Annotated in this window: 17 protein-coding genes and 3 pseudogenes; 14 read left to right on the forward strand and 6 right to left on the reverse strand. The window is 43.1% G+C overall.

Features of this window, described 5'->3' with window-relative positions:
- The first annotated feature begins 122 nt into the window (after window positions 1–122).
- A complete protein-coding gene (locus tag ABY436_RS07095; RefSeq protein ID WP_372738296.1) occupies window positions 123–398 on the forward strand; it encodes a hypothetical protein in 276 nt (91 codons plus the stop codon).
- 31 nt (window positions 399–429) lie between these two features.
- On the opposite strand, the gene ABY436_RS07100 is transcribed toward ABY436_RS07095, so the two are convergent.
- The 4 genes from ABY436_RS07100 to ABY436_RS07115 form a co-directional block, all read right to left on the reverse strand.
- Window positions 430–1674 (reverse strand): leucine-rich repeat-containing protein kinase family protein, encoded by a 1245-nt coding sequence (locus ABY436_RS07100; RefSeq protein WP_372738297.1) that lies wholly within the window; start codon window positions 1672–1674, stop codon window positions 430–432.
- 694 nt (window positions 1675–2368) lie between these two features.
- The gene (locus ABY436_RS07105; RefSeq protein ID WP_372738298.1) at window positions 2369–3502 is read right to left on the reverse strand and encodes a putative manganese transporter; all 1134 of its coding nucleotides are present in this window, start codon (window positions 3500–3502) and stop codon (window positions 2369–2371) included.
- Window positions 3503–3870: 368 nt separating this feature from the next.
- On the reverse strand, window positions 3871–4074 hold the full coding sequence (locus ABY436_RS07110) for a hypothetical protein (RefSeq protein ID WP_372738299.1): 204 nt from the start codon (window positions 4072–4074) through the stop codon (window positions 3871–3873).
- Window positions 4075–4440: 366 nt separating this feature from the next.
- A complete protein-coding gene (locus ABY436_RS07115) occupies window positions 4441–5202 on the reverse strand; it encodes an IclR family transcriptional regulator (RefSeq protein ID WP_372738300.1) in 762 nt (253 codons plus the stop codon).
- A 157-nt stretch (window positions 5203–5359) separates the two neighbouring features.
- Here ABY436_RS07115 and ABY436_RS07120 point away from each other — a divergent pair, with 157 nt between their 5' ends.
- The 7 genes from ABY436_RS07120 (at window position 5360) to ABY436_RS07150 (ending at window position 11758) form a co-directional block, all read left to right on the forward strand.
- Window positions 5360–5716, forward strand: a complete 357-nt coding sequence (locus tag ABY436_RS07120; RefSeq protein ID WP_372738301.1) for a cupin domain-containing protein — start codon at window positions 5360–5362, stop codon at window positions 5714–5716.
- Window positions 5717–5718: 2 nt separating this feature from the next.
- Complete coding sequence (locus ABY436_RS07125) at window positions 5719–6516, forward strand: SDR family NAD(P)-dependent oxidoreductase (protein ID WP_372738302.1); 798 nt, start codon at window positions 5719–5721, stop codon at window positions 6514–6516.
- Window positions 6517–6521: 5 nt separating this feature from the next.
- Window positions 6522–7448, forward strand: a complete 927-nt coding sequence (locus tag ABY436_RS07130; protein ID WP_372738303.1) for a 3-hydroxyacyl-CoA dehydrogenase family protein — start codon at window positions 6522–6524, stop codon at window positions 7446–7448.
- Between the two features lie 112 nt (window positions 7449–7560).
- Window positions 7561–8499: a 3-keto-5-aminohexanoate cleavage protein gene (locus tag ABY436_RS07135; RefSeq protein WP_372738304.1), complete on the forward strand. Its 939-nt coding sequence runs from the start codon at window positions 7561–7563 to the stop codon at window positions 8497–8499.
- Between the two features lie 175 nt (window positions 8500–8674).
- The gene (locus ABY436_RS07140; RefSeq protein WP_372738305.1) at window positions 8675–8854 is read left to right on the forward strand and encodes a hypothetical protein; all 180 of its coding nucleotides are present in this window, start codon (window positions 8675–8677) and stop codon (window positions 8852–8854) included.
- A gap of 283 nt (window positions 8855–9137) precedes the next feature.
- Window positions 9138–9773, forward strand: a complete 636-nt coding sequence (locus tag ABY436_RS07145; protein ID WP_372738306.1) for a response regulator transcription factor — start codon at window positions 9138–9140, stop codon at window positions 9771–9773.
- A gap of 512 nt (window positions 9774–10285) precedes the next feature.
- A complete protein-coding gene (locus ABY436_RS07150; protein WP_372738307.1) occupies window positions 10286–11758 on the forward strand; it encodes a sodium:solute symporter in 1473 nt (490 codons plus the stop codon).
- 319 nt (window positions 11759–12077) lie between these two features.
- Here ABY436_RS07150 and ABY436_RS07155 read toward each other — a convergent pair.
- Together ABY436_RS07155 and ABY436_RS07160 are read right to left on the reverse strand one after the other, a co-directional pair.
- Window positions 12078–12715 (reverse strand): annotated as a pseudogene (locus ABY436_RS07155) (IS30 family transposase); the annotation flags it as partial.
- Between the two features lie 941 nt (window positions 12716–13656).
- Entirely contained in the window at window positions 13657–14592 is a 936-nt protein-coding gene (locus ABY436_RS07160) for a cyclase family protein (RefSeq protein WP_372738329.1), read from the reverse strand.
- 719 nt (window positions 14593–15311) lie between these two features.
- On the opposite strand from ABY436_RS07160, the gene ABY436_RS07165 reads away from it, so the two are divergent.
- The 6 genes and pseudogenes from ABY436_RS07165 to ABY436_RS07190 all read left to right on the forward strand — a co-directional run bounded on the left by ABY436_RS07165 (window position 15312) and on the right by ABY436_RS07190 (window position 19561).
- On the forward strand, window positions 15312–16286 hold the full coding sequence (locus tag ABY436_RS07165) for a porin (protein WP_372738308.1): 975 nt from the start codon (window positions 15312–15314) through the stop codon (window positions 16284–16286).
- A gap of 445 nt (window positions 16287–16731) precedes the next feature.
- Window positions 16732–16890, forward strand: coding sequence for a hypothetical protein (locus ABY436_RS07170; RefSeq protein WP_372738309.1), 159 nt, complete (start codon window positions 16732–16734; stop codon window positions 16888–16890).
- A 21-nt stretch (window positions 16891–16911) separates the two neighbouring features.
- A pseudogene (locus tag ABY436_RS07175) lies at window positions 16912–17148 on the forward strand (MFS transporter); the annotation flags it as partial.
- Window positions 17073–17351: pseudogene (locus ABY436_RS07180) on the forward strand (Bcr/CflA family drug resistance efflux transporter); the annotation flags it as partial. The pseudogenes ABY436_RS07175 and ABY436_RS07180, both read left to right, overlap by 76 nt.
- Before the next feature lie 267 nt (window positions 17352–17618).
- Window positions 17619–17894 carry a hypothetical protein gene (locus tag ABY436_RS07185; protein WP_372738310.1) on the forward strand — a complete coding sequence of 92 codons (276 nt, stop codon included), beginning with the start codon at window positions 17619–17621 and terminating at the stop codon, window positions 17892–17894.
- 290 nt (window positions 17895–18184) lie between these two features.
- Window positions 18185–19561, forward strand: a complete 1377-nt coding sequence (locus ABY436_RS07190; protein WP_372738311.1) for a short-chain fatty acid transporter — start codon at window positions 18185–18187, stop codon at window positions 19559–19561.
- Window positions 19562–19730 lie beyond the last annotated feature (169 nt).

Genomic DNA, 19730 nt, shown 5'->3' on the forward strand with positions numbered 1-19730 from the left:
AGGTCTTGCAAATAACCGGGGGCAGAGCAGAATGGTGCACCGAGGGCAAAAACTTTACCGGACTCGCTTTCTCAATCACTTTGGCACGCAACGAACCAATTAATAATAAATAAATATCTAATATGCAATCAGATCCCAAAAAACTAGTAGAAAAAAACAAAAACCTTACCCACTCCGAATTAATGAAGGTGGTCTCACATGTTCAGCGAGAGCAGGGCGATTGGATTTTGCATTCCTTAATGGTAGAGGGTTGTGATGTACCTTTTAAATTTAAGCGCAAAGGTAATTATCAAAGCTTAAAAGGTGCCAGAGTGAATATGACGTATTACTCAGAACAGGAAACTGTCGCGGGCATGAGTTTTGAAGTGATGAAAGTCGTACGAATAAAAAGAGGGTGATCTGGGTCTTTCATCTGCCCCCACTTTTTAGTTAACAATGAGTAATCTCCTGTTGGAGACGTATAAACTGTTTGCTGAGTTTATCTTCATCTGCACAAATACTTAATAAGTCGTCAATAAAGTGATGAAGTGCGCGATGTTCAATCTGTTTTATTTGCGCTTGTTGTTTTTCATTAAGCATGTGATACATCGTTGCTGCACCAAAGTCGCCAACAATGAGGTTGGCTTCATCATCAAACAGGGCGTTATGTGCGTATAAGTCGCCATGGCATACCTGGTTTAGATGTAAATGTGTAAACACCTCTTCCATTTGAGTAACAATTTTACCAATCTGTTCAATTGATAAAGAAAAACCAAGTGGGAAGGTGTCACGTGTACAGCTTTGAAAGCAGGGTGGTAAGCCTAAATTCTTATAGTGAGGTGGTATCAAGCTCATAATTAACGCTAAATATCCATCTTCCTTCACTTGAGCCAAAGACTTAACCAGGTTTGGATGGTTGCCTACTTTCAGGCACGCTTGTAATTCATCTTTTGGATAGCCGTCGCTGGTTACTTCGCCTTTAAATACTTTCACGGCAATATCATCAGGGAAGAGAACTTGATGGTGATTCCACTGTGCTTTTGAAATAACACCAGACGCGCCTTGCCCAAGTACATCTTGTAATGTGAAGCTGGTTGATGGCATTTCTGGAACTGATTGAATGTTGACATCGGACTGGCTAAATGGATTGCCGGAAAACGCAAACCAGGCAAGTTTAGGTAGGCTTAATAATTGATCAGGACACTCAACCAGCTGGTTAGCTGAAATACGCACTAATTCAAGGTTTATCGATTGCGCTAAGGTTTGAGGCAGGTGGGTTAAGCGATTACCCGCTAATGCTAATTTTTGTAGTCTGGGCCGCTCGCCCAACGAGTCAGGCAACGCGCTTATCTGATTATCAGTTAAAATGAGCCAACGTAATTTTGCTGGTAATGAGTTTTCAGGGACATGATTGATTTTATTTGATTTAAAACCAACCATTTCTAAGTTGAGGCATTGGCCAAGTGCTTCCGGTACTGTCTCAAAATGATTGTTCGAGGCAAAAAATATTTTAAGATTTTGCAGCTGTGTGACTTCTTTTGGCAACGACGTTAATTGGTTGTTGGACAGATCAAGAATTTCTAAGCTATCAGCCAGTGATAAAATTTCCAAAGGAAATGATGTTAAATTTTCTGATAATGTTAAGTGCCGAATACCAGAGAGTTCGCCAGATTTAAGTTGAGAAAGCGTATGCAAAATGATGAGTTCCTACTTAATTTGATACAAAACTCCGCTAGTTTACTCGAAACGCAATGTGAGGGCCTTATAATGAAGGGCGGGGTATACGACCCTTTGTTCTGCATTGGGTAAGATTCTGAAAATGGGCAGCCCTGGGCGCTAGTGGGGCAGTAGTTTGGTCCATTTTCTATACCCTTTGCATTTTATGTTCGCCCAAAAAAATAGCATGTACAGGCAGTGCTGCGGGCAATAATAAGTCAATGTTGTTCGAAGCTTTCGGTTGCCGGACGCGCTGATGCTCATCGGAAATTGAAGCGCCTAAGATCGTAATTAAGGCCAGAGCCTGTGGTATCCCCACGCATTTAAGACACTACTGGATGGCCTGAATAGCTCCTCTGCAAACTCCTGAATGCCCTCTCGTCATTGCTGAAGATTGACTTTCATATTGATTGAGAGGGCTCTTGTTCCAAGATGAACGTGTGAGACCACTCAGCGTTTGCGTTTACTATTACACTGAAAACGATAGGGTAACCCGCCAATTCAATGGCTTTCCCAGGAAAAATGAGCACCATCGTCGCCGGCGTTCTCAGAAGCACTTAGTTGGCGCGATCTTTCAATTTTATAATCTTTCCTCTCGTTGAACACGCCGACCCTGAAGTGCCGATAACTCTATGCTGAAACTACACCTCACCAAGAATGATAAGGTGATGAATCATCCAAAATCTGGTGCGAGGAAATAAAATCCGTAAGCGAGAATCATGGCGGGAATAGTAGAATAGAGCGTAGCCATCAGCGCAGCCTTGGGGTTGAGCGCGATGGCGGGGAACAGAGCGTCACCGTCGTTTGAGATCGCGTTCCCCATGAGCGCTGCGAAGGGTATTATCCCATTCACATAAAGCGTCGTCACCAGCACTTGCGGCCCACAGCCAGGGATAAGGCCGATAAGCACGCCCATCAACGGCAAAAGAGGTGCTACGGAAGCAAATACGTATTTTAAATCAACACCTGAATACATCACTATATAATCATAAGCGAGGTAAGCGCCGATCACCCAGACCGCGATGAAACTTGTTTCTTCAGTGATGCGGGTCAGCGGCCCGTCCGCAGCGTTGGTCATGGCCTGTACAGGCGAAGCCGCCCAGACAAGCAGCCCAATAGCAGTACCGGCAAGCCCGGTAATGGGAAGGATGATGCCCCATGTGGCTTCGATATCATATTGAAGCAGCTGCGAAGCGCCAATCATTAGGCCAGGGATAACGAAGGCTACATAAGCGAAGTCACGCTGGCGGAGTTTGCCAATACGCGGGGCAAGTTCACTAGAAGCCGCGATATTGCCGCAGTAATCAGTTTTATTGACTTTATCTACAATAAATCCGGTTAGTGCACCCACGACAAGCGAAAGCGGTAACACGATGAGTGCGATTTCCGGGCGCGCAGCGAGCAGCAAAAATGCGGCATCACCCATGGTGGCTGTGAGCGCAGCCACAACGGCACCGAACGATACATTACCTGATGTGTATGCCGCGACAACTACAACAGCACCTCCGCAGCCTGGTGTCGATCCGAGCACCGCGGAAATGGGAATTTGCCACCCTTTAGCATTACGCAGGGCGGCACCAAGCTCAAAGTTAAACAACCTCTCAACGCCATAAAACAAGAGCAAAGTCGTGGCAACAAAGGCAGCAACTTGCGTATAGGCATCGATCATCAACCCGCGTGTAACCTCACCCAGTTCACCGGGCCATATGGCTAGCACCAGTAGAATCAGAACATAAGGAAGCCGTTCACTTCGGAATTGCCCGAATTTCTGCAAGCTCAAAGGCGGATTCATTATTATAGACTGCATGCTAGTCCTGCCAGATTATTGTAAATGAGAGAAATTATCAGAACGTCCTTCCTCAAACCGGCAAGCATTAACCCTTCGCACTCAAAATGATTTGGTACTTCATAGGCCTGAGCATCTTTAAATCGTTTAATTTTCACCAGACGATCCTCACTAGTACATTATTATTTTAATATAGAGAACCATATAACGATACATGTGTATCTTATTGCGGTCAATGAGCTATTTAAGTTGAATATATCATTCTGTCCAGATAGTAAAATACTTGCTGATAATTATTTTGGAGGGGAGCGGAGAAATGGAAAAGTAAAAGGATTAAAAAAACGATGATAATTAATGTGTGACCTTTTCACGACATCAGAGCAAACCGGTTAAATGAATACATCCTCTTTATGTATCAGTGTCCACGTATCAGGCACAACTGGCCTGCTGTATCGATTATACTGTTGATCTTCTTCTGTCCGTGGGCGGCGTTTGTAAGCACGCTTGATCAAACTACTTTCAATCTCGCGTTTGCAGGGCCACTCTTCATGCTCTGCTTCGAAAAGCCCTGTCGGCATAGTCGGCTGACTCATGACCACTTAACAGCCCGGTAACGGTCACGATGAAGTCACCAGCATATCTCACGACGTGGATTTTAAACGAGGACGTGGTTTATCCTTTGGGGGTGGGCTCATATTGACTGCCTGTTCAAGTCCATGCAACGTCAAATTCGCCAACACGGGGGAGGTGATTAGGTAGTAGAAGAGAAAGCTTATAACCGTTCGGTCTATATTCTTGGTTAAAATTTTAAATATTAATCTGGGGTTATCAATCAGGTAACCCAAGAGTATTTAATTCAGGTGCAGGTGTGTCATCGATGAGATGGCATTATCAGCTTCAAGTAAAGTTTGGTCGTTTCGATAAATTTACTTTTTCTCCACGCAAGTGAGTTTTTTGATTTAGAAAAATGCCTTGAGGGCCTCGGTTGCCTTAAGGATATCAGCGATTAGTAGCTTTTTTTTCTTTTCAAATCGGCTACTAGGTACCGGAATAGATAATGCATAAATAGTACCTCCTGGGCCAATGAATGCAGTGCCTATAGCGGATATGCCTTCAGTGTGTTCGTTTATATCGAGAGCATAGCCCTTAGTTTTTATGCGTTCTATTTCGCGAATAATGTCAGAGGTGGTTATAGTGCAGACTTCATTATACCGCAGCTCTCTTGAAATCAGTGTTGCGGCAATGTCGTCGTCTAATAGGGCGAGTGTTGCTTTACCATTGGCTGTGTCTGACATGGTAAAAGTATCGCCTATTGAAGAACGAGTCATTAATCTATGAGAGCCCTCCACCTGATCAACAAAAAGCATATGGGAGCCTTTGAATACAGCCAAGTCGGTCGTTTCTCCGGTTTTTTCTGAAAGCTCGGTAAGAATTGGACGTGATATGACAGCTATATCAATACGGCCAGCTGAAGCGAGTGATTGAATCTCTGGGCCTAAGCATAATCCACCTTCTGCTGACGTCATCATAACTAACTGCTCTGCCAGCAGTGCATTTACGATTCGCTGTACCGTCGAGCGGGGTTGGCCTACGCGCTCAGCAATTTTTCCCAGACTTAAACCTTTGTTATCTTTTTTAAGGACTCGCAATATATCTGCTGCTTTTGAAATAACCTTAACGCCATGATTTTTATGGTTTTTAAGTTCTTCATTGTTTTCCATTCGCCAGTTCCTATCCAAGATAGAGTTGTCACCTGATTCTATCTTTAATAATAGTTATATTCAATTTTAATATTTTGGCTTGATCACCATGAGATACAGATGTATTGTTATGTGGTTCGCTGTAATACAATAACAATTTTTAGCGAGGATCGCTCCAGTGAAAATAAAACGATTAAAGGATGCTGAGACATATGAATCAGCAAATCATTTTGAGTGTAAAGCATTAAGGCTTGCGGGATTTGAGGAAGGAAGTTCCGAGAATTTCTGGATAGGCTGTTCACATTTCCTACCTGGTGGTAGCGCTGGTCCGGATGCTTCACCTCTTGAAAAAGTTTATGTGGTTCTTTCCGGTGACCTGACAGTCATTGTTGACGGGGTTGAAAGCATAGCTTCAGCGATGGATACAGTGGTTATCCCTGCGGGAGAGATCCGAGAGATTATTAACAAAAGTAATAACGTTGTGACCATTCTGGTTGTGATGCCTTACCCAGATACAGTAAAAAAAGGAAGCTGATTATGAGTATTACTTCTAACCCTCAAAGTGTTTTTAATATAACGGGTAAGGTTGTCTTAATTACTGGTGCGTCTGGTGCTTTTGGTGTTGTTGCTGCACAGGTGTTTGCAAGTGCAGGTTGTAAGCTGGTGTTGGCCGCCGGTAATAATGATCAGCTGATAAAAGTGGCTGATCAGTGCCGCACGCTTGGTGCCGAGGTTGTAGCGATTAATGCGCGACCTAAGAATGAAGAAAGCTGTCAGAATTTAGTAAAAGCTGCGGTCGATGTTTTTGGTGCGGTAGATATTCTGGTCGTCGCTAGTGGTATGAATAAAGTGGCACCTATTGAAGAGATGCCAGTAGACGTATTTAGCAGTGTTATGGACGCGAATACTACCCAGTCTTGGTTGTTAGCTCAATCCGTAACCAGGCAGATGAAGAAGCAGGGCACTGCCGGAAAAATTATTTTTGTATCTTCTGCCCGAGGCCTGTTAGGGCATCCAAATGGATATACAGCTTATTGTGCCTCTAAAGCCGCTGTCGATGGTATTACTAAGGCGCTGGGTTGTGAGCTGGGGTCTTCAGGCATAACTGTTAATGCTATTGCGCCAACAGTATTTCGTTCCCCGTTGACTGCCTGGATGTTCGAAGATACTGAAGAAGCAAAAAAAGTTCGGGATGGCTTCCTTAGTCGTGTACCACTCGGTCGTTTGGGCGAGCCCGAAGATTTTGTCGGCCCTCTGTTGTTCCTGGCGTCAAAAGCATCTGACTTTTACACCGGTCATGTTCTCTATGCTGATGGTGGTTACACTGCGGGGTAATAGTTATGTCGAGTAAAAAAAATATTTCAATTATTGGTGCTGGCCTTATGGGGCATGGCATTACTTTAGCTTTTGCCCGGGCGGGATATCCTGTTTCAGTTTTTGATCCGGATAATGCCACACTTATAACGCTCCAGGCGCGAGTCAAGACAAGCATGATCAGTTTGGGTGAGTCTGAGCTTAATATCTCGAATGCGGTAGCGCGTATCTCCATCTGTGACTCATTAGAAGCCTGCGTAGCTCATGCCGATTTTGTGACCGAAGCTGCCCCCGAGCGCCTAGCTATTAAACAACAGATTTTTGCTGCGGTTGAAGCTGCAGCTCCCGCACATTGCATTCTGGCATCAAATACTTCGGTTATTCCTATTACTCAAATTATGGACGATCTTAATTTTAAAGCTCGTACAGTGGGTACTCATTGGTGGAATCCGGCGCATCTAATTCCTCTGGTTGAGGTTATTCGTACAGAACATACATCAGAGGAAACGATGTCTGATGTGATGGAGCTATTAGCAGATATCGATAAGACACCGGTTCGTGTTGAGAAGGATGTGCCCGGATTTATAGGTAATCGCTTGCAGCATGCTCTATGGCGTGAAGCCATCAGTTTGGTGGAAAACGGTATTTGTGATGCGGAAGCCGTCGATACGGTCGTGAAATCGAGTTTTGGTCGCCGATTGGCGGTGCTTGGGCCGCTGGAAAATGCAGATCTGGTGGGTACAGACTTAACGTTGGATATACATAACAACGTACTACACGATATTGAAAGAAGCAGTGCGCCTTCACCTTATTTGTCTGATTTAGTTGAGCAGGGACGACTGGGTATGAAATCAGGCCAAGGCTTTTACCAATGGCAGGACGGCGAAGCTGATTCACTTCGACAAAAGGTAAATAGCCATCTGATGGCACTGAAGAGTATGGAAAGTGATTGAGGTGGCTTAAACACTTTAACGCCAATTTGTATGTTCGTAGGTTGTTAGCGGAATGAGAAATTTCACTGTTAAAACGCGTTTTGTCAGATAAACTTAAACGAGGAAAGTAATAATGGCTCGTAAAAAAAATAAAACAATAATCTCTTGTGCAATCACCGGTGCTATTCATACTCCGACTATGTCAGATGCACTTCCTTACACCGCGGAAGATATTGCTAAACAGGCGCTTGATGCTGCTGAAGCAGGTGCTTCTATTCTACATTTGCATGCTCGAAATCCCTTAAATGGTGCTGTCTCAATTGATCCTGATCATTTTGCAAAATTCCTGCCTGTTATTAAGGCAGAAACAGATGCTGTCATAAATATTTCTACTGGTGGTAGCTTGCTAACGACCATGGCAGAGAGAATTGCGCCAGCTAAATGGGCGTCGCCCGAAATGTGTTCGCTGAATATGGGATCCATGAATTTCTCCATGCATCCTCTTGCGGATCGTTACGATGATTGGAAGTTTGATTGGGAAGAAGAATACCTTCGTAATTCCGACAGCTACATTTTCAGAAATACCTTTGCAGATATAAAATATGTTGCAAAAGAACTTGGTGATGATCTTGGTGTTAAGTTTGAGCATGAGTGTTACGACGTTGGGCACCTCTATAATCTGAAGTTTTGTTTAGATACGGGGATGTTTAAAGCGCCGATATTCATACAGTTTATCTTTGGCATTTTAGGTGGGATTGGTGCTGATATGGACAACCTCATGTTTATGAAGCAAACCGCAGATCGATTGTTCGGGGATGACTATCAATGGTCAGTTCTAGGAGCGGGTAACTCGCAAATGTCATTTGCGACCACAGCTAGCCAGTTGGGTGGTAATGTTAGGGTCGGATTAGAAGATTCTCTGTTTATTAAACGTGGAGAGTTGGCTGAGTCAAATGCTCAGCAGGTGACTAAAATTCGTCGTATTGTAGAAGACCTTGGTTGCGAAGTAGCTACACCTGATGAAGCACGGGAAATGCTTGGTCTTAAGGGTCCAAATCAAACCGCTTTTTGAGCTGATAGAAAAAAGGCTGTTTCATGATGTACTCGAGCACCTTTGCCAGTTGATCTGCTGGAAGGGAGGTAGCTTGCGGAAATCCTGAAGAGGCGGAAGGCTTTGATGAGAAAAATCAGATTTTTCTGAAACAGATCTCTCTTTTTTTTTCTGTGCACAAAGCATTAGGCGCAGGGTGAATGATTCCCGTGATTACATGATCAGCACCGTTGGTTGGAAGTATGTCTACTTTAACGGGTTTCCATCGCAATTGTTGGATTTAGAAAATGATCCGAATGAGTTTTTCGATCTTGGCAAAACGGACTCTGATAAAGAAGTTTTTCTGACATCAAACGTTTGTTATATGACCGATTAATAAATCGTAAGAATTGTGTGACGATGCCGGATGAAGGAGCAGAACTACGTCGAGGTGATGAAGGTAAAAGTGGTTTACTTATCAGCCATTGGTAAGTATGTATTTTGACGAGGTGGCTATAAGATTTTTCTGATTTATAGCCATTGTTAATATTTCTTTCTATTTAATTTCAGATCTTCCGAGATGCACAATGTTGTTTTTTTAAGAGATGAACCTGCGTGTTATTATTAACGTTTATAATATTATTTCTATGTTTTGTCCTGCCTGATAATTGGAGAATAGGATGAGAAAGATAATAAAAATATTAGTTATTAGTGAAAGTAGTCTTTTGGTTGAGGGGTTTAAGTTATTAGTCGCTAATCATTTTATTTTTTCGTATAATGCACAGATTTCTAATAGTGAAAAACTGTGCGCTGATTTTATTGTATCGGGGCATTTTGATCTTGTTATAGTGGAAGATAAGAACGTCGCATTATCTGAAATGGCCAACATAAAAAGTATTATTAAACTAACAAGTATTTCTTGGTTGGTTTTTTCAAAAAATGTACCAAGTAAAAATATTGAAATTTATAAAAAAATTGGCTTGAATGGCGTGATATTTAAAAGTGAAACATTACCTGTTTTATCAAATAAGATAGTAGATGCCGTTAACGGATATAGTTGTTGGCCTACAATAACAAGTGAATACAAACTTGATTTGTTGAGTTTTTTTGATATTGGTAACTTAGAGAAGAACTTGACGATAAGGGAGTTTGAAGTGTTATCACACCTAAAAAATGGACTACTTAATAAACAAATTGCATACCATATGAAAATTAAAGAAAGCACAGTAAAAACTTACGTCTCTAAGATAATTAAGATGTTTGGTGCCAGGAATAGAACTCATTTAGCCTTTGTTCTTGGGCGATTGCCTGTATGAAAATAAGTATTATGTAGCATAGGTATTGCTATAGGGCTCCCTATAGCGTCGAGAAATATTTTCTGGATTAATTTAATATAAAAACTAAAAAACTATAGATTTTTTAAGGGTGCGTTAGTGCGATTTTCTTACGAAGTTTTCAAAAATACTTTATTTACTATTTATACTTTTTCTTGATCTGGAAGAGCGATCATATTGTATATAAATAATATGACGAACTTAGATGCGTCACTTAAGGATAGGTTATTAGATGAAAAAACTAGTGCTGATTCATTGGGCTGGTGTAAGAAAAATTAACAGATGTGGTACTACGAAAAAGGATCATAAATTACCAATACCTTGTTGATATTAATTTGATACAGTTGTATTGTTATGTGGTGCGGCTTGTTGTGTTGATATACTTCTAAGTTGCTGGGAGGTAATTGAAAGTGCGTTGTTAAAAGCGTTGCTTGCAAATGAGTCTTCCTAATACATGTTTCTTGAATGCATCAATAATAATAAGGAGATGCAAAATGAACACCGTAGTAATTCTGGTGCTCTTCTATAACGTCGTCGTTATCGGCGGAATTGGTTTTTATATCTGGTGGCGCGAGCGTCATGAACATACAACTATCGATATGGCCTTGGGTGGTCGTAGTGCTGGCGTTGCCACTATGTCAGTTACGCTGGCTATTACCTACTTAGGTTCGGCCCATGTTTATGGGCTGATGGAGATGTCGTTTATCATGGGTGCAGTCGCACTCTGGTTTAGTTTTGCGCATACTATTCTGATGTGCGTTATGTGCCTTGGTACAGGTCCTTGGATTCGCCGTATTGGCGTTTCAACTATTCCAGAACTGTTGGGTCTGCTCTTCGGGAAGCGCATACGGCTAATATGTGCTTGTGTTGCGGGTATGGTTGTCTTTGGGCTGGTAACACTTGAAACCCAAACGTTGGGTATCGGCATATCATCAATGTCCGGCTGGCCACTAGGTTGGTCTGCTGTCCTTGGGGCCGGTATCGGTACTGCTTATGTATATATGGGTGGAATCAAACAAACCATGTGGGTTAATTTGGTTAATGCCTGCGTCATGTATGCAGCCATCATTATCGCTGCCATATACCTGACATATTCTCTACCAGGAGGGTGGGAAGCAGTCACTCAGCACTACGTTGATAATGGAACAGAGTTCAAGCTGAGTGTATTTGGAGAGCCGACTCTTCTGGCTTCTTTCTCATTAGCAGCGATATTTTCTGTAGTCTTCGCTCAGTCGGTAAACCAGCAAGGTATGCAAGCTTGTATGTCAGCAAAAGACGAAGGAGTAATCCGAAAATCTTTATGGATTGCTGCTCCAGTGAATGGTCTATTCGGTATTTTTCCGGTTCTAGTTGGCCTAGCCGCTGCCACAATTCCTGAGTTTGCCGAACTGGGTCCTAAGCTTGCTGGCGCTACTTTGGTTGTGACGCTGCTGCCGACATGGCTGGTGGTATTAGTTCAAGCGGGTTTCATCGGAGCCCTTTTATCTACTTTTGCAATGTCAGCGCTGGCACCTGCAACTATTTTTGCCAAGGATATTATCGGTTCGTCAAAGAAAGAACCTATGACGCCAGAGCATGAAAAGTCCCTCATTCGGCGCACAATACTGATCATTGGTATCATTGCTGCTTTTATGACATTCTTTCTTCATCCAAATATCGTTTTTGCAATCACCTGGCTTTTCGCTTGGTTGGTTCCTTTCTTCTTTATCATTATTGCAGGTTTGTTTTGGAAACGAAGTGCAACTGCTGCATTTCAAGTCATTATCTGTTGCTGGAGCGTTAATATGGTCTGGTCATTTATTCCTCAGGTGAAGCAGGTAATTGGTCTACAGTTTCTTGAGAATCCCCATGTTGTTTCTATTGTTGCCTTGGTGTCTGTATTTATTTTCAACTTCATTGCCAATGATGCAAAAGAACCTTTTTTTGCGAATGGCAGGTATGAAAAAGTAGAAGGAGTTACACAATGAATCTTCCAACTGAGCTTTTTCTGACGTCTGTTGTTCTTATTTTTGGCATTGTGCTGCTTGCAGATATTGTTGTTAGTATTATTGAAAAGAGGTGGTAACTATGGAAAATATTGATCCAACTCAACTGTGGATGTTAGGTGTTATCGGGTTTGGTGTGGTTTTTTATATTACTTATAAGATCTATCATTAATTAATACTTATTAAAACCAGTGTAAAACTAAAGCGACATAAGGTAGGCAATGGGCTGATTTTTATGTCGCTTTTTCTATGTTAAACCTTATGGTAATCCGCGAATTCAACTCCCAAGTGCAACACTCGCCTATGGAGCCTGACAGAGTTCCTCAAAAATCTTCTGTGGCTGCTTAAAACCAAGACACTTTCTCGGTCATAAATTAATTCTGCTCTGCACCTGTTTTATTCGTTCGTCGCTCACTCCGCGTAAATCGGTTCCTTTCTGAATATATTGCCTGAGCAGACCATTAAAGTTTTCATTTAAGCCACGCTTCCAAGATGAATACGGATGAGCAAAGTACATTTTGGCATCAAGTATCTTGGCTATCTTCTCATGCTCAGCAAATTCACCGCCGTTATCAAAAGTGATGGTATGCACATTATCTTTGTACGGTGTCAGCATGTCGATAATCGCCTGAGTAACGGCGTTCTAATGCTTACTGTCGCCCCGTTGTACTAGGTAAAGACGACTTTTTCGTTCAGCCAGCGTAACCAGTACCCCGTGCCTTGTTTGCCTAATACGGTATCGGTTTCCCAATCACCTATACGTTCTCGCGTATCAACAATAGCGGGTCTTTCATCAATAGAGACGGGGTTGGGAATCGGTGAACGTTTAGCATGCTGACTTCGTCTATACCGCTTATGACCTTGTCGTAAGTGCCAAAATAACTGCCCGCCAGACGCTTTGTCTGCCGCCACATGGCGACAAATCCACTCATGGCTAACAGGATTGCGTATTCTGCCTCAACATGAACACCCATTCTCCCGCTGTGTCAGGCTTGCTGTCGCCTCATATTTTAATCCAAGGAGACAATAATGCCGGCACATGCAGTAGACTTAGAAACTAAACAACAAGCTCAAACGTGGTTGTTACCACCTTGCTCATATTCACTTAGGTAAATAGCTGGTGAGCTTGGTGTAAGTGTAGGCAGGAATTGTTGATAATAGGCATGGGTTTGAAAGTGATCAACAAGATAGTAGTGACTATTCAGCCAACCAGAAGTTTGCAGCTGTTATTGCAACAGCCATGAATTAGCGAGATATCGCTGTGAGCACTGTTTGTTTGTTGAACACGTTAAGTCTTGGAAGGCTTTATCCATCGCGGCTCACCGACCGTCTCAATATAGCCAGTACAAGTTAGATACTGTCCGACGAGCGGATAAGAAGATCAAGGCACTTGAAAAAGAGTTGCTTAGAGAAGATAAAGCACTTTCAGAAACGGCTGCATAGTTGGTGTTGCGGGAAAAGTACAATGCCCTTTGGGACAACAGCGAGGAAGATTACCCCCTCTCCCTGAGCGGCACAAAATAATTAAAATGATTAATGTAGCTTCCTTAAATGGCGCTAGAAAATCGATAGCATGCAAAACACTTGGGTTATCAATATGCACTATTTAGCACTGGTATCATGAGAAAAGTGGACAATTATTTGAAGATGCGCATTGACTCATTAAAAATCACACTACTTTTGCATCAATATTAATTTTTCGGGGGGATTATCATAGCATCCTCTCCTAAGTCAGGAAGTGCAATATCTCAGTGGGTTTGAGGGTTTTTACATCAGAAGTTTAAATGAAATTTTGAGAATAAAAGTAATAAGAGTTAAATCAACCAGCTATTCAGTATGAGTGAATAGCTGGTTTCTGGCTTTACATCAGAATATAAGGCTTAGTGATCGCCGTATGGATAGGTGCGTGTTGGTACGTCGTTAAGGTCATCTTCATCAATCTCTGCTACCAAACGAACCATTGAACCATCACCTTCCAGCCAACGGATAGGGAAGCCCATGATTTTAAAGCGTTTGTTAACAACTTTTTCCAGATCACCGCCAACGTTTTCGTAACCGGTGATACCGTTACCAAGCATCATTTTATGGCATGGTTCCCATGTGCCTATTGTGCCGGCTTTATCTTCGATTTCACCATAAAATTCGGTATAGCGTTCTTCACCAAAGTGCTTAATGAACAGTTCTTTATTGAACCATGCGTAAGCCTCTTCGCCGAATTTCTCAGTAAACTCTTGTACAATTGGTTTGCCGGATTTGCCAACAAGGTTCATTGGGATGCCGTTGAGTCCCATCGAAGTGTGAAGAGGATGATCCAAGGCCTGCTGGTCCATGCCAACAGTTTTAACTTTATGTTTAACAAACCAGTGACCCGCTTCAACACCGCAGCCTGTTGCGTAGTGAAAATAGTCTTTCGAGTCATCCCACTTCAGGTGCATACCAGTGCGAAGAATAATAATGATCCCTTCGAGTTCAGCATGTGTCATTCCTGCACGTGCAACAGCATCATCCAGATCTGCTGCCGTAATTAGACCCCAGTCATGCGTTTTAATATCCAGACATACGGCATCACCATAGTATTCCTCCAATTCCATCTCATGGGTATAACGGGCACGTTTGCCATCAAACTCCCGATCCATAACATGACGAGGTGAGTCGGCGTGGGTGCCGCAATGCATAACAATCTGGAGCGATTGGGTTAGTACGCCGGACTTAGCAATACTGTGTACGGTGTCGATATTTGGTTTTTTGAAATATGGCCAAACCGGCATGTTTGGACCGAATGGATGACTTAAATCTACTAGTACTTTCTTACCCATTGTCTTACTCCTGTTGAGGTATGAAACATGTCGCTTGAGTACTGTGTAAGGGGATACACAGAAATTCATTTGATGTAGTCAGCCCTTAGATTCCTGCGTACAAAATATCATTTGTCTATCTGCATGTACTCAAGATGGGTTTGCTGACTTATGGCTCTTACTATTTAGCGACATGAAATTTTATTTTTCTTTTCTTGTGCCTTCACTTTGAGGTTTAAATATAAACCATGCGTATCTTTATACAGTACAGTGTATCGAAAAATCAACAAATAAAATATTTTGTTTTTATCCATAATTCCTCCTAACTTATTTCGATATGCATGTTTTTGAATTTATAAATAATTTTATTGTTATTTATCAATAATTTATATTTTTATTTCTTAAGTGATACATATAGTGAATCGATTGGGTTTGTAAAATAAAAATATATTCAATTAAATTTTATTGACCGCAATGAGGTGCGAGTGTATCGTTTTTTGGTCAGGGTAATTCTGATTTACAAGAGTGTGATTAAAAAGCCCAGTTAGTAGGTTAGTAGGTGTCATTTTTCGGTGAGCTTTGGTTTTTGCGGGTAGCTTTACTTTTTCGTTCATGCCTTGGCAGGGGTGTTATGTGAATGCTTTAGCCATTAGTGCCTTGATCTGTATGAGTAAAGTCTATTGGGACCTACTTGACGAATTGTTTCAGATTTACAATCAAAAAATAAGAAAGGTATTAACATGAAGTTAAAAACAGCTTTGATATCAATGGCGGTGGTTACATGCTCCGTTCAACCAACCATTGCTCAGGCCGATGGCGGGCCGGTACTGTTTGGTAACCTAAATGCAGGTATTCAGAAAGTACAAGGTGAAACTGATCTTGATGGTCAGGCGTTTGAAGCCTCTATAGGTGTTAAAGGAGCTTATAAAAAAGATGATTTTTTGATGCTTTATAAGCTGGAAGCTGAGTTTACTGAGGCAGTTAATAATGAGGAAGGTAAATCAGATCTGGAAATCAAGAATGCTTCCATCGTTTTCCCTACGAAGTATGGTGTATTTGTAATCGAACCACGTGGAGAATCGGCTCATCAGCGTGACTTGTATGGTGCTGTAGATATTTTCGAGAATAATGAGGCTGATAATTCTACTTTATGGGGGCAGCCAGACGAGGGTAGCTCTGTTTTTGCCTATGTTACCCCAGCTTTTAACAACATTGTGGTGAAGGCTGCAGTATTGACTCTTAATTCAGAAGGTACACCTAATTCAAATTACAACCAAAATGATGTGGATGTTTTTGATATACGTGTTCTTTACGAAAACGAGGGTTTGCGTATAGGGCTCGGTAATTCAGCAGCCTCTGCTAAGCAAACTGGCGCAAATGACACCTTTAATACTACAGCCTTTACGTTGGGTTATGAACTAGGAAATACTCATCTGGGTTTGACTTGGGAACACCAGGGAGACCATCCTGCACCATTTGACTCTGACACTGATGTTATCGGTGTGGTTGCAGATGTTAAGTTGAATGATGGTTGGTCTGTGGGCATGGGCTATACCGATAAGGATTCTGAGCATGATGCATGGGATGATTCTGCGACAACTGTAATTGTGCGTAAGCAGATTCTAGAGAATGTCTACGCCTATGCTGAAGGCGCAGACTATAAAGAAAACACTGTATCAGATAATTTCTCAATAGGTATAAATGTCAGCTTTTAGGGAAGCACGGCTTGGTAATTCATGCCCCTCATATCTTGAATGTGATAGTTAGGTATGATCGTGGTTGAGGCTAACGAGTCCTGTTAGCGCATAGGTTTGCTCCAAAAAGTATGCTACGGATATATCCCTTTCCCAGGCTACTCTTTGCCTCACCAAAATGGTGGGGCTTTTTTTGAGAAGATACCCGATGACTATGGTTAGTATTAGGCTAAGCACTGGGTTACTAAAGTGTTTAGCTCTTTGAGTGTTCGTGCGCGTACATACGGCTAAGCTAGATTTCTTAGGGGCCAGACAGGTTAACACATGTTACGGGATGGCCAGTGAATGTAACTATCCCAAGATTAATATTATCGTGACCGATTTCTGTCAGTAAGCAACCAGCATGATGGTAATTAATTAAGCGTATTAATCCTGTTATGCACCTGCATTAATAAAAGGCTATTAGATGCACAACACCACCAAATCCAGCGGTCCAAGTCAGGTTCAGTTTATTGCATTGATGGCTTTACTGACTGCAACCGCGGCCTTGAGCATAGACGCTATGCTACCAGCGCTGGGACAGATTGGGAAATCGTTGAATGCCGACAGCAATCAGATCAATTAATCATCGGAATGCTTTTTCTGGGGCTCTCAGGGGGGGCAGTTCGTCAGCGGTATTTTGTCAGATAGCATCGGGCGCCGCGGCACTGTGTTTGCCTTTATCGTGGTTTTTCTAGCTGGAACTGGGGTATGTGTGTTGGCTGAAACAATGCCACAGATTTTGTCGGGACGCCTGTTGCAGGGGGCGGCGCAGCTGGCCCGCAGGTGGTTGCGATTGCCATCATTCGTGACCGGTACGAAGGTCGCCAAATGGCGCGGGTGATGTCGTTTGTTATGAGTGTGTTTATTCTGGTCCCGGTGGTTGCATCTCTGATGGGGCAGGATGTGTTAATGATCGCTAATTGGCGGGCAATTTTTGGCGCATTAGCTGGTTTGGCGTTGCTCTTGGCTGTCTGGTTTGCGGTTAGACAAGCCGAAACGCTGCCCGTACGCCTCTGTCCGTTTCTGCTCTGTTGGCCAATATAAAATCTATACTGCGGGTGCGTGCTCTTTTAATTTATACCGCTGTACAGGGTCTGCTTTTAGGGGCCTTTATTGGATACCTATCTTTAGCTCAACCGATTTTCAAGGTATCTATGGGCTGGGGGTATGGTTTCCAGCTGACTTTGCACTTTTGTCCTTAGCCATTGGCGCGGGATCAGTGGTGAATGGCAATCTGGTGATGCGGGTTGGAATGCACCGCATTACTGCGGTCGCCTTTGTAGGGTTATCTGCTATTTCTGTATTTTTTTAGTGCTGATTTGGACAAAGGATGAGCAGGTATCACTAGTTGGATTTATGTTCTGGTTGGCTGTCGTCATGTTTTTTGAAGGCATCGCGTTTGGCAATATAAGTGCCATGGCGTTGGAGCCCTTGGAAGACAAAGCGGGCATGGGTGCCACAATATTTGGCTGTAGTTCAACCTTGATTTCCATGCTGATTGGCACCCTGATCGGTCAGGGGTTTGACGGAAATTTGTGCCTCTTGTCGTTGGTTTTGCTATTGCGCCTGCCGCAGCCGTTGCTCTGATGTGGTTGGATAGAGGAGCACCTTGGATATAACGTGCCTGCTCTACAACAGACAATCAATAACTTAGAGCCTTCCGACTCAGCTAGTTACGTCCTTAAATTAGAAATTTTAAAGTACCCAATCTGTTAACGGAAATTAGTGAAGCTTAAAAAGCCAGCGATTTTCAATGACATAAAATCGCCGAGGCAAGTTGGGGTTGAAAACCGGGAAGGTTTCTTCAGCTATGGGAAGGATCAATTCTGGCAGCTTGCGATCACTTAAAAATAAATCACAAACGTAGGAGTAAACTCATGAGCACGAAACTTACAGGGAGCCACGGGTCTTCACTTTGGCGCTTATCAAAGAAATTCGACTTTGCAGCCGAACGAATCATTCCCGATCCGTTGGTCTTTTGCCTGATTTTCACAATCCTTATCTTTGCAGGGGGCGTGCTCGTCACGGATAACTCTCCTATTGCGATGGCCCAATACTGGTATGATGGCATCTGGTCTCAGGCGGCATTTGCCTTTCAGATGGCCTTTATGGTGGTTTGTTGTGCGGTGACCGCGCGTTCGCCACAGGTGAGCCGTGGCCTTGATCGGCTCGCGAATGCTGTGAAGGGGCCTGCAGCAGCCATTCTGATGTTGATGGTGTTCGGCTATCTGGCAAGCTTTTTAAACTGGGCTTTTGGGCTTATCGTGACACCGGTCCTTGCCATGGCGCTAAGTCAGCGTATCCGCGGGTTACATTTTCCAATGCTGATTGCCGCCGGCTATTCAACTATGGTTCTTGGTCAATGCTTAAGCCCGACCGCTACAATCTATGCTCTTCTCGCCGGTAACCACTCGCTCGTGGATAAAATCGGCGTGTTACCTCAGACAGTGACAACTTACAATCCGGCTAATATCATTCTTTGGGTCATTCTTGCCTCGATGACAACATTGATCGCGATGTGGACACGTCCTTCGGCATCAGAAATCGTTGAATTCAAACAAGACTTCGCCTCAGTTGCAACCCAGTCAGAGCCCGTGGTTGACGAGTTTAAAGGATCAATCGCCCACCGCCTAAATAGCAGCCGCTTTCTGGCGTGGGCTATTGGGCTTCTTGGGGTCATGATGATTTGCTATACGATATTGAAGAACGGACTTTTCTCGTCGCTGTCTCTGAGCTTTGTTATTTTTATCTTTCTGATAGCGAATTTCTTTCTCTACAACACGCCTGCTCGCTTTATTACCGCTTATCGCGACAATCTAAAACTGGCGACAGATGTAATGATTCAGTTCCCCTTTTATGGCGGCATTGCAGGGATGATGGCAAGCTCTGGTCTGGCTGCAGTGGTAGTCGGGTTTTTTACGTCGATATCAACCGCAGGAACCCTGCCATTTTTCACTTATGTTTCAAGTTCTCTGGTGAATTTATTTATCCCGTCCCAAGGAGGACAGTGGATCGTACAGGGTGAAATCGTTATCGACGCAGCTCTCCAGACAGGGGCGAATCTGCCATTGATTATCAATGCCTTTATATTGGGGGATGAGGCAACAAATCTTTTGCAGCCTCTTTATGTAATCCCAGCGCTTGCTGTTGTCGGTATGCGCTTGCGCGATGTGTGGGGCTATATGGCCTTCCTCTGGTGTGCTTGGTTCATAGTAACATCAATCGCGCTGTTCATAATCCCTGCGATCCTCTGAAATGGCCTACCCCGGGGGGTATGCTTTCGGGGACTGCTGCAACCATATGACCGGTATAAATATGCTACTGAGAAATTAATTCCTGTTACGGGATATTCACGGATGAAATCACTACAAGATATGATCAAACGACATTGCTTCACGTCAGTGCTTACCAGGTATGTCGTTT

The organism is Neptunomonas sp. (genome assembly GCF_041601355.1).
Classification (GTDB): Bacteria; Pseudomonadota; Gammaproteobacteria; order Pseudomonadales; family Balneatricaceae; genus Neptunomonas.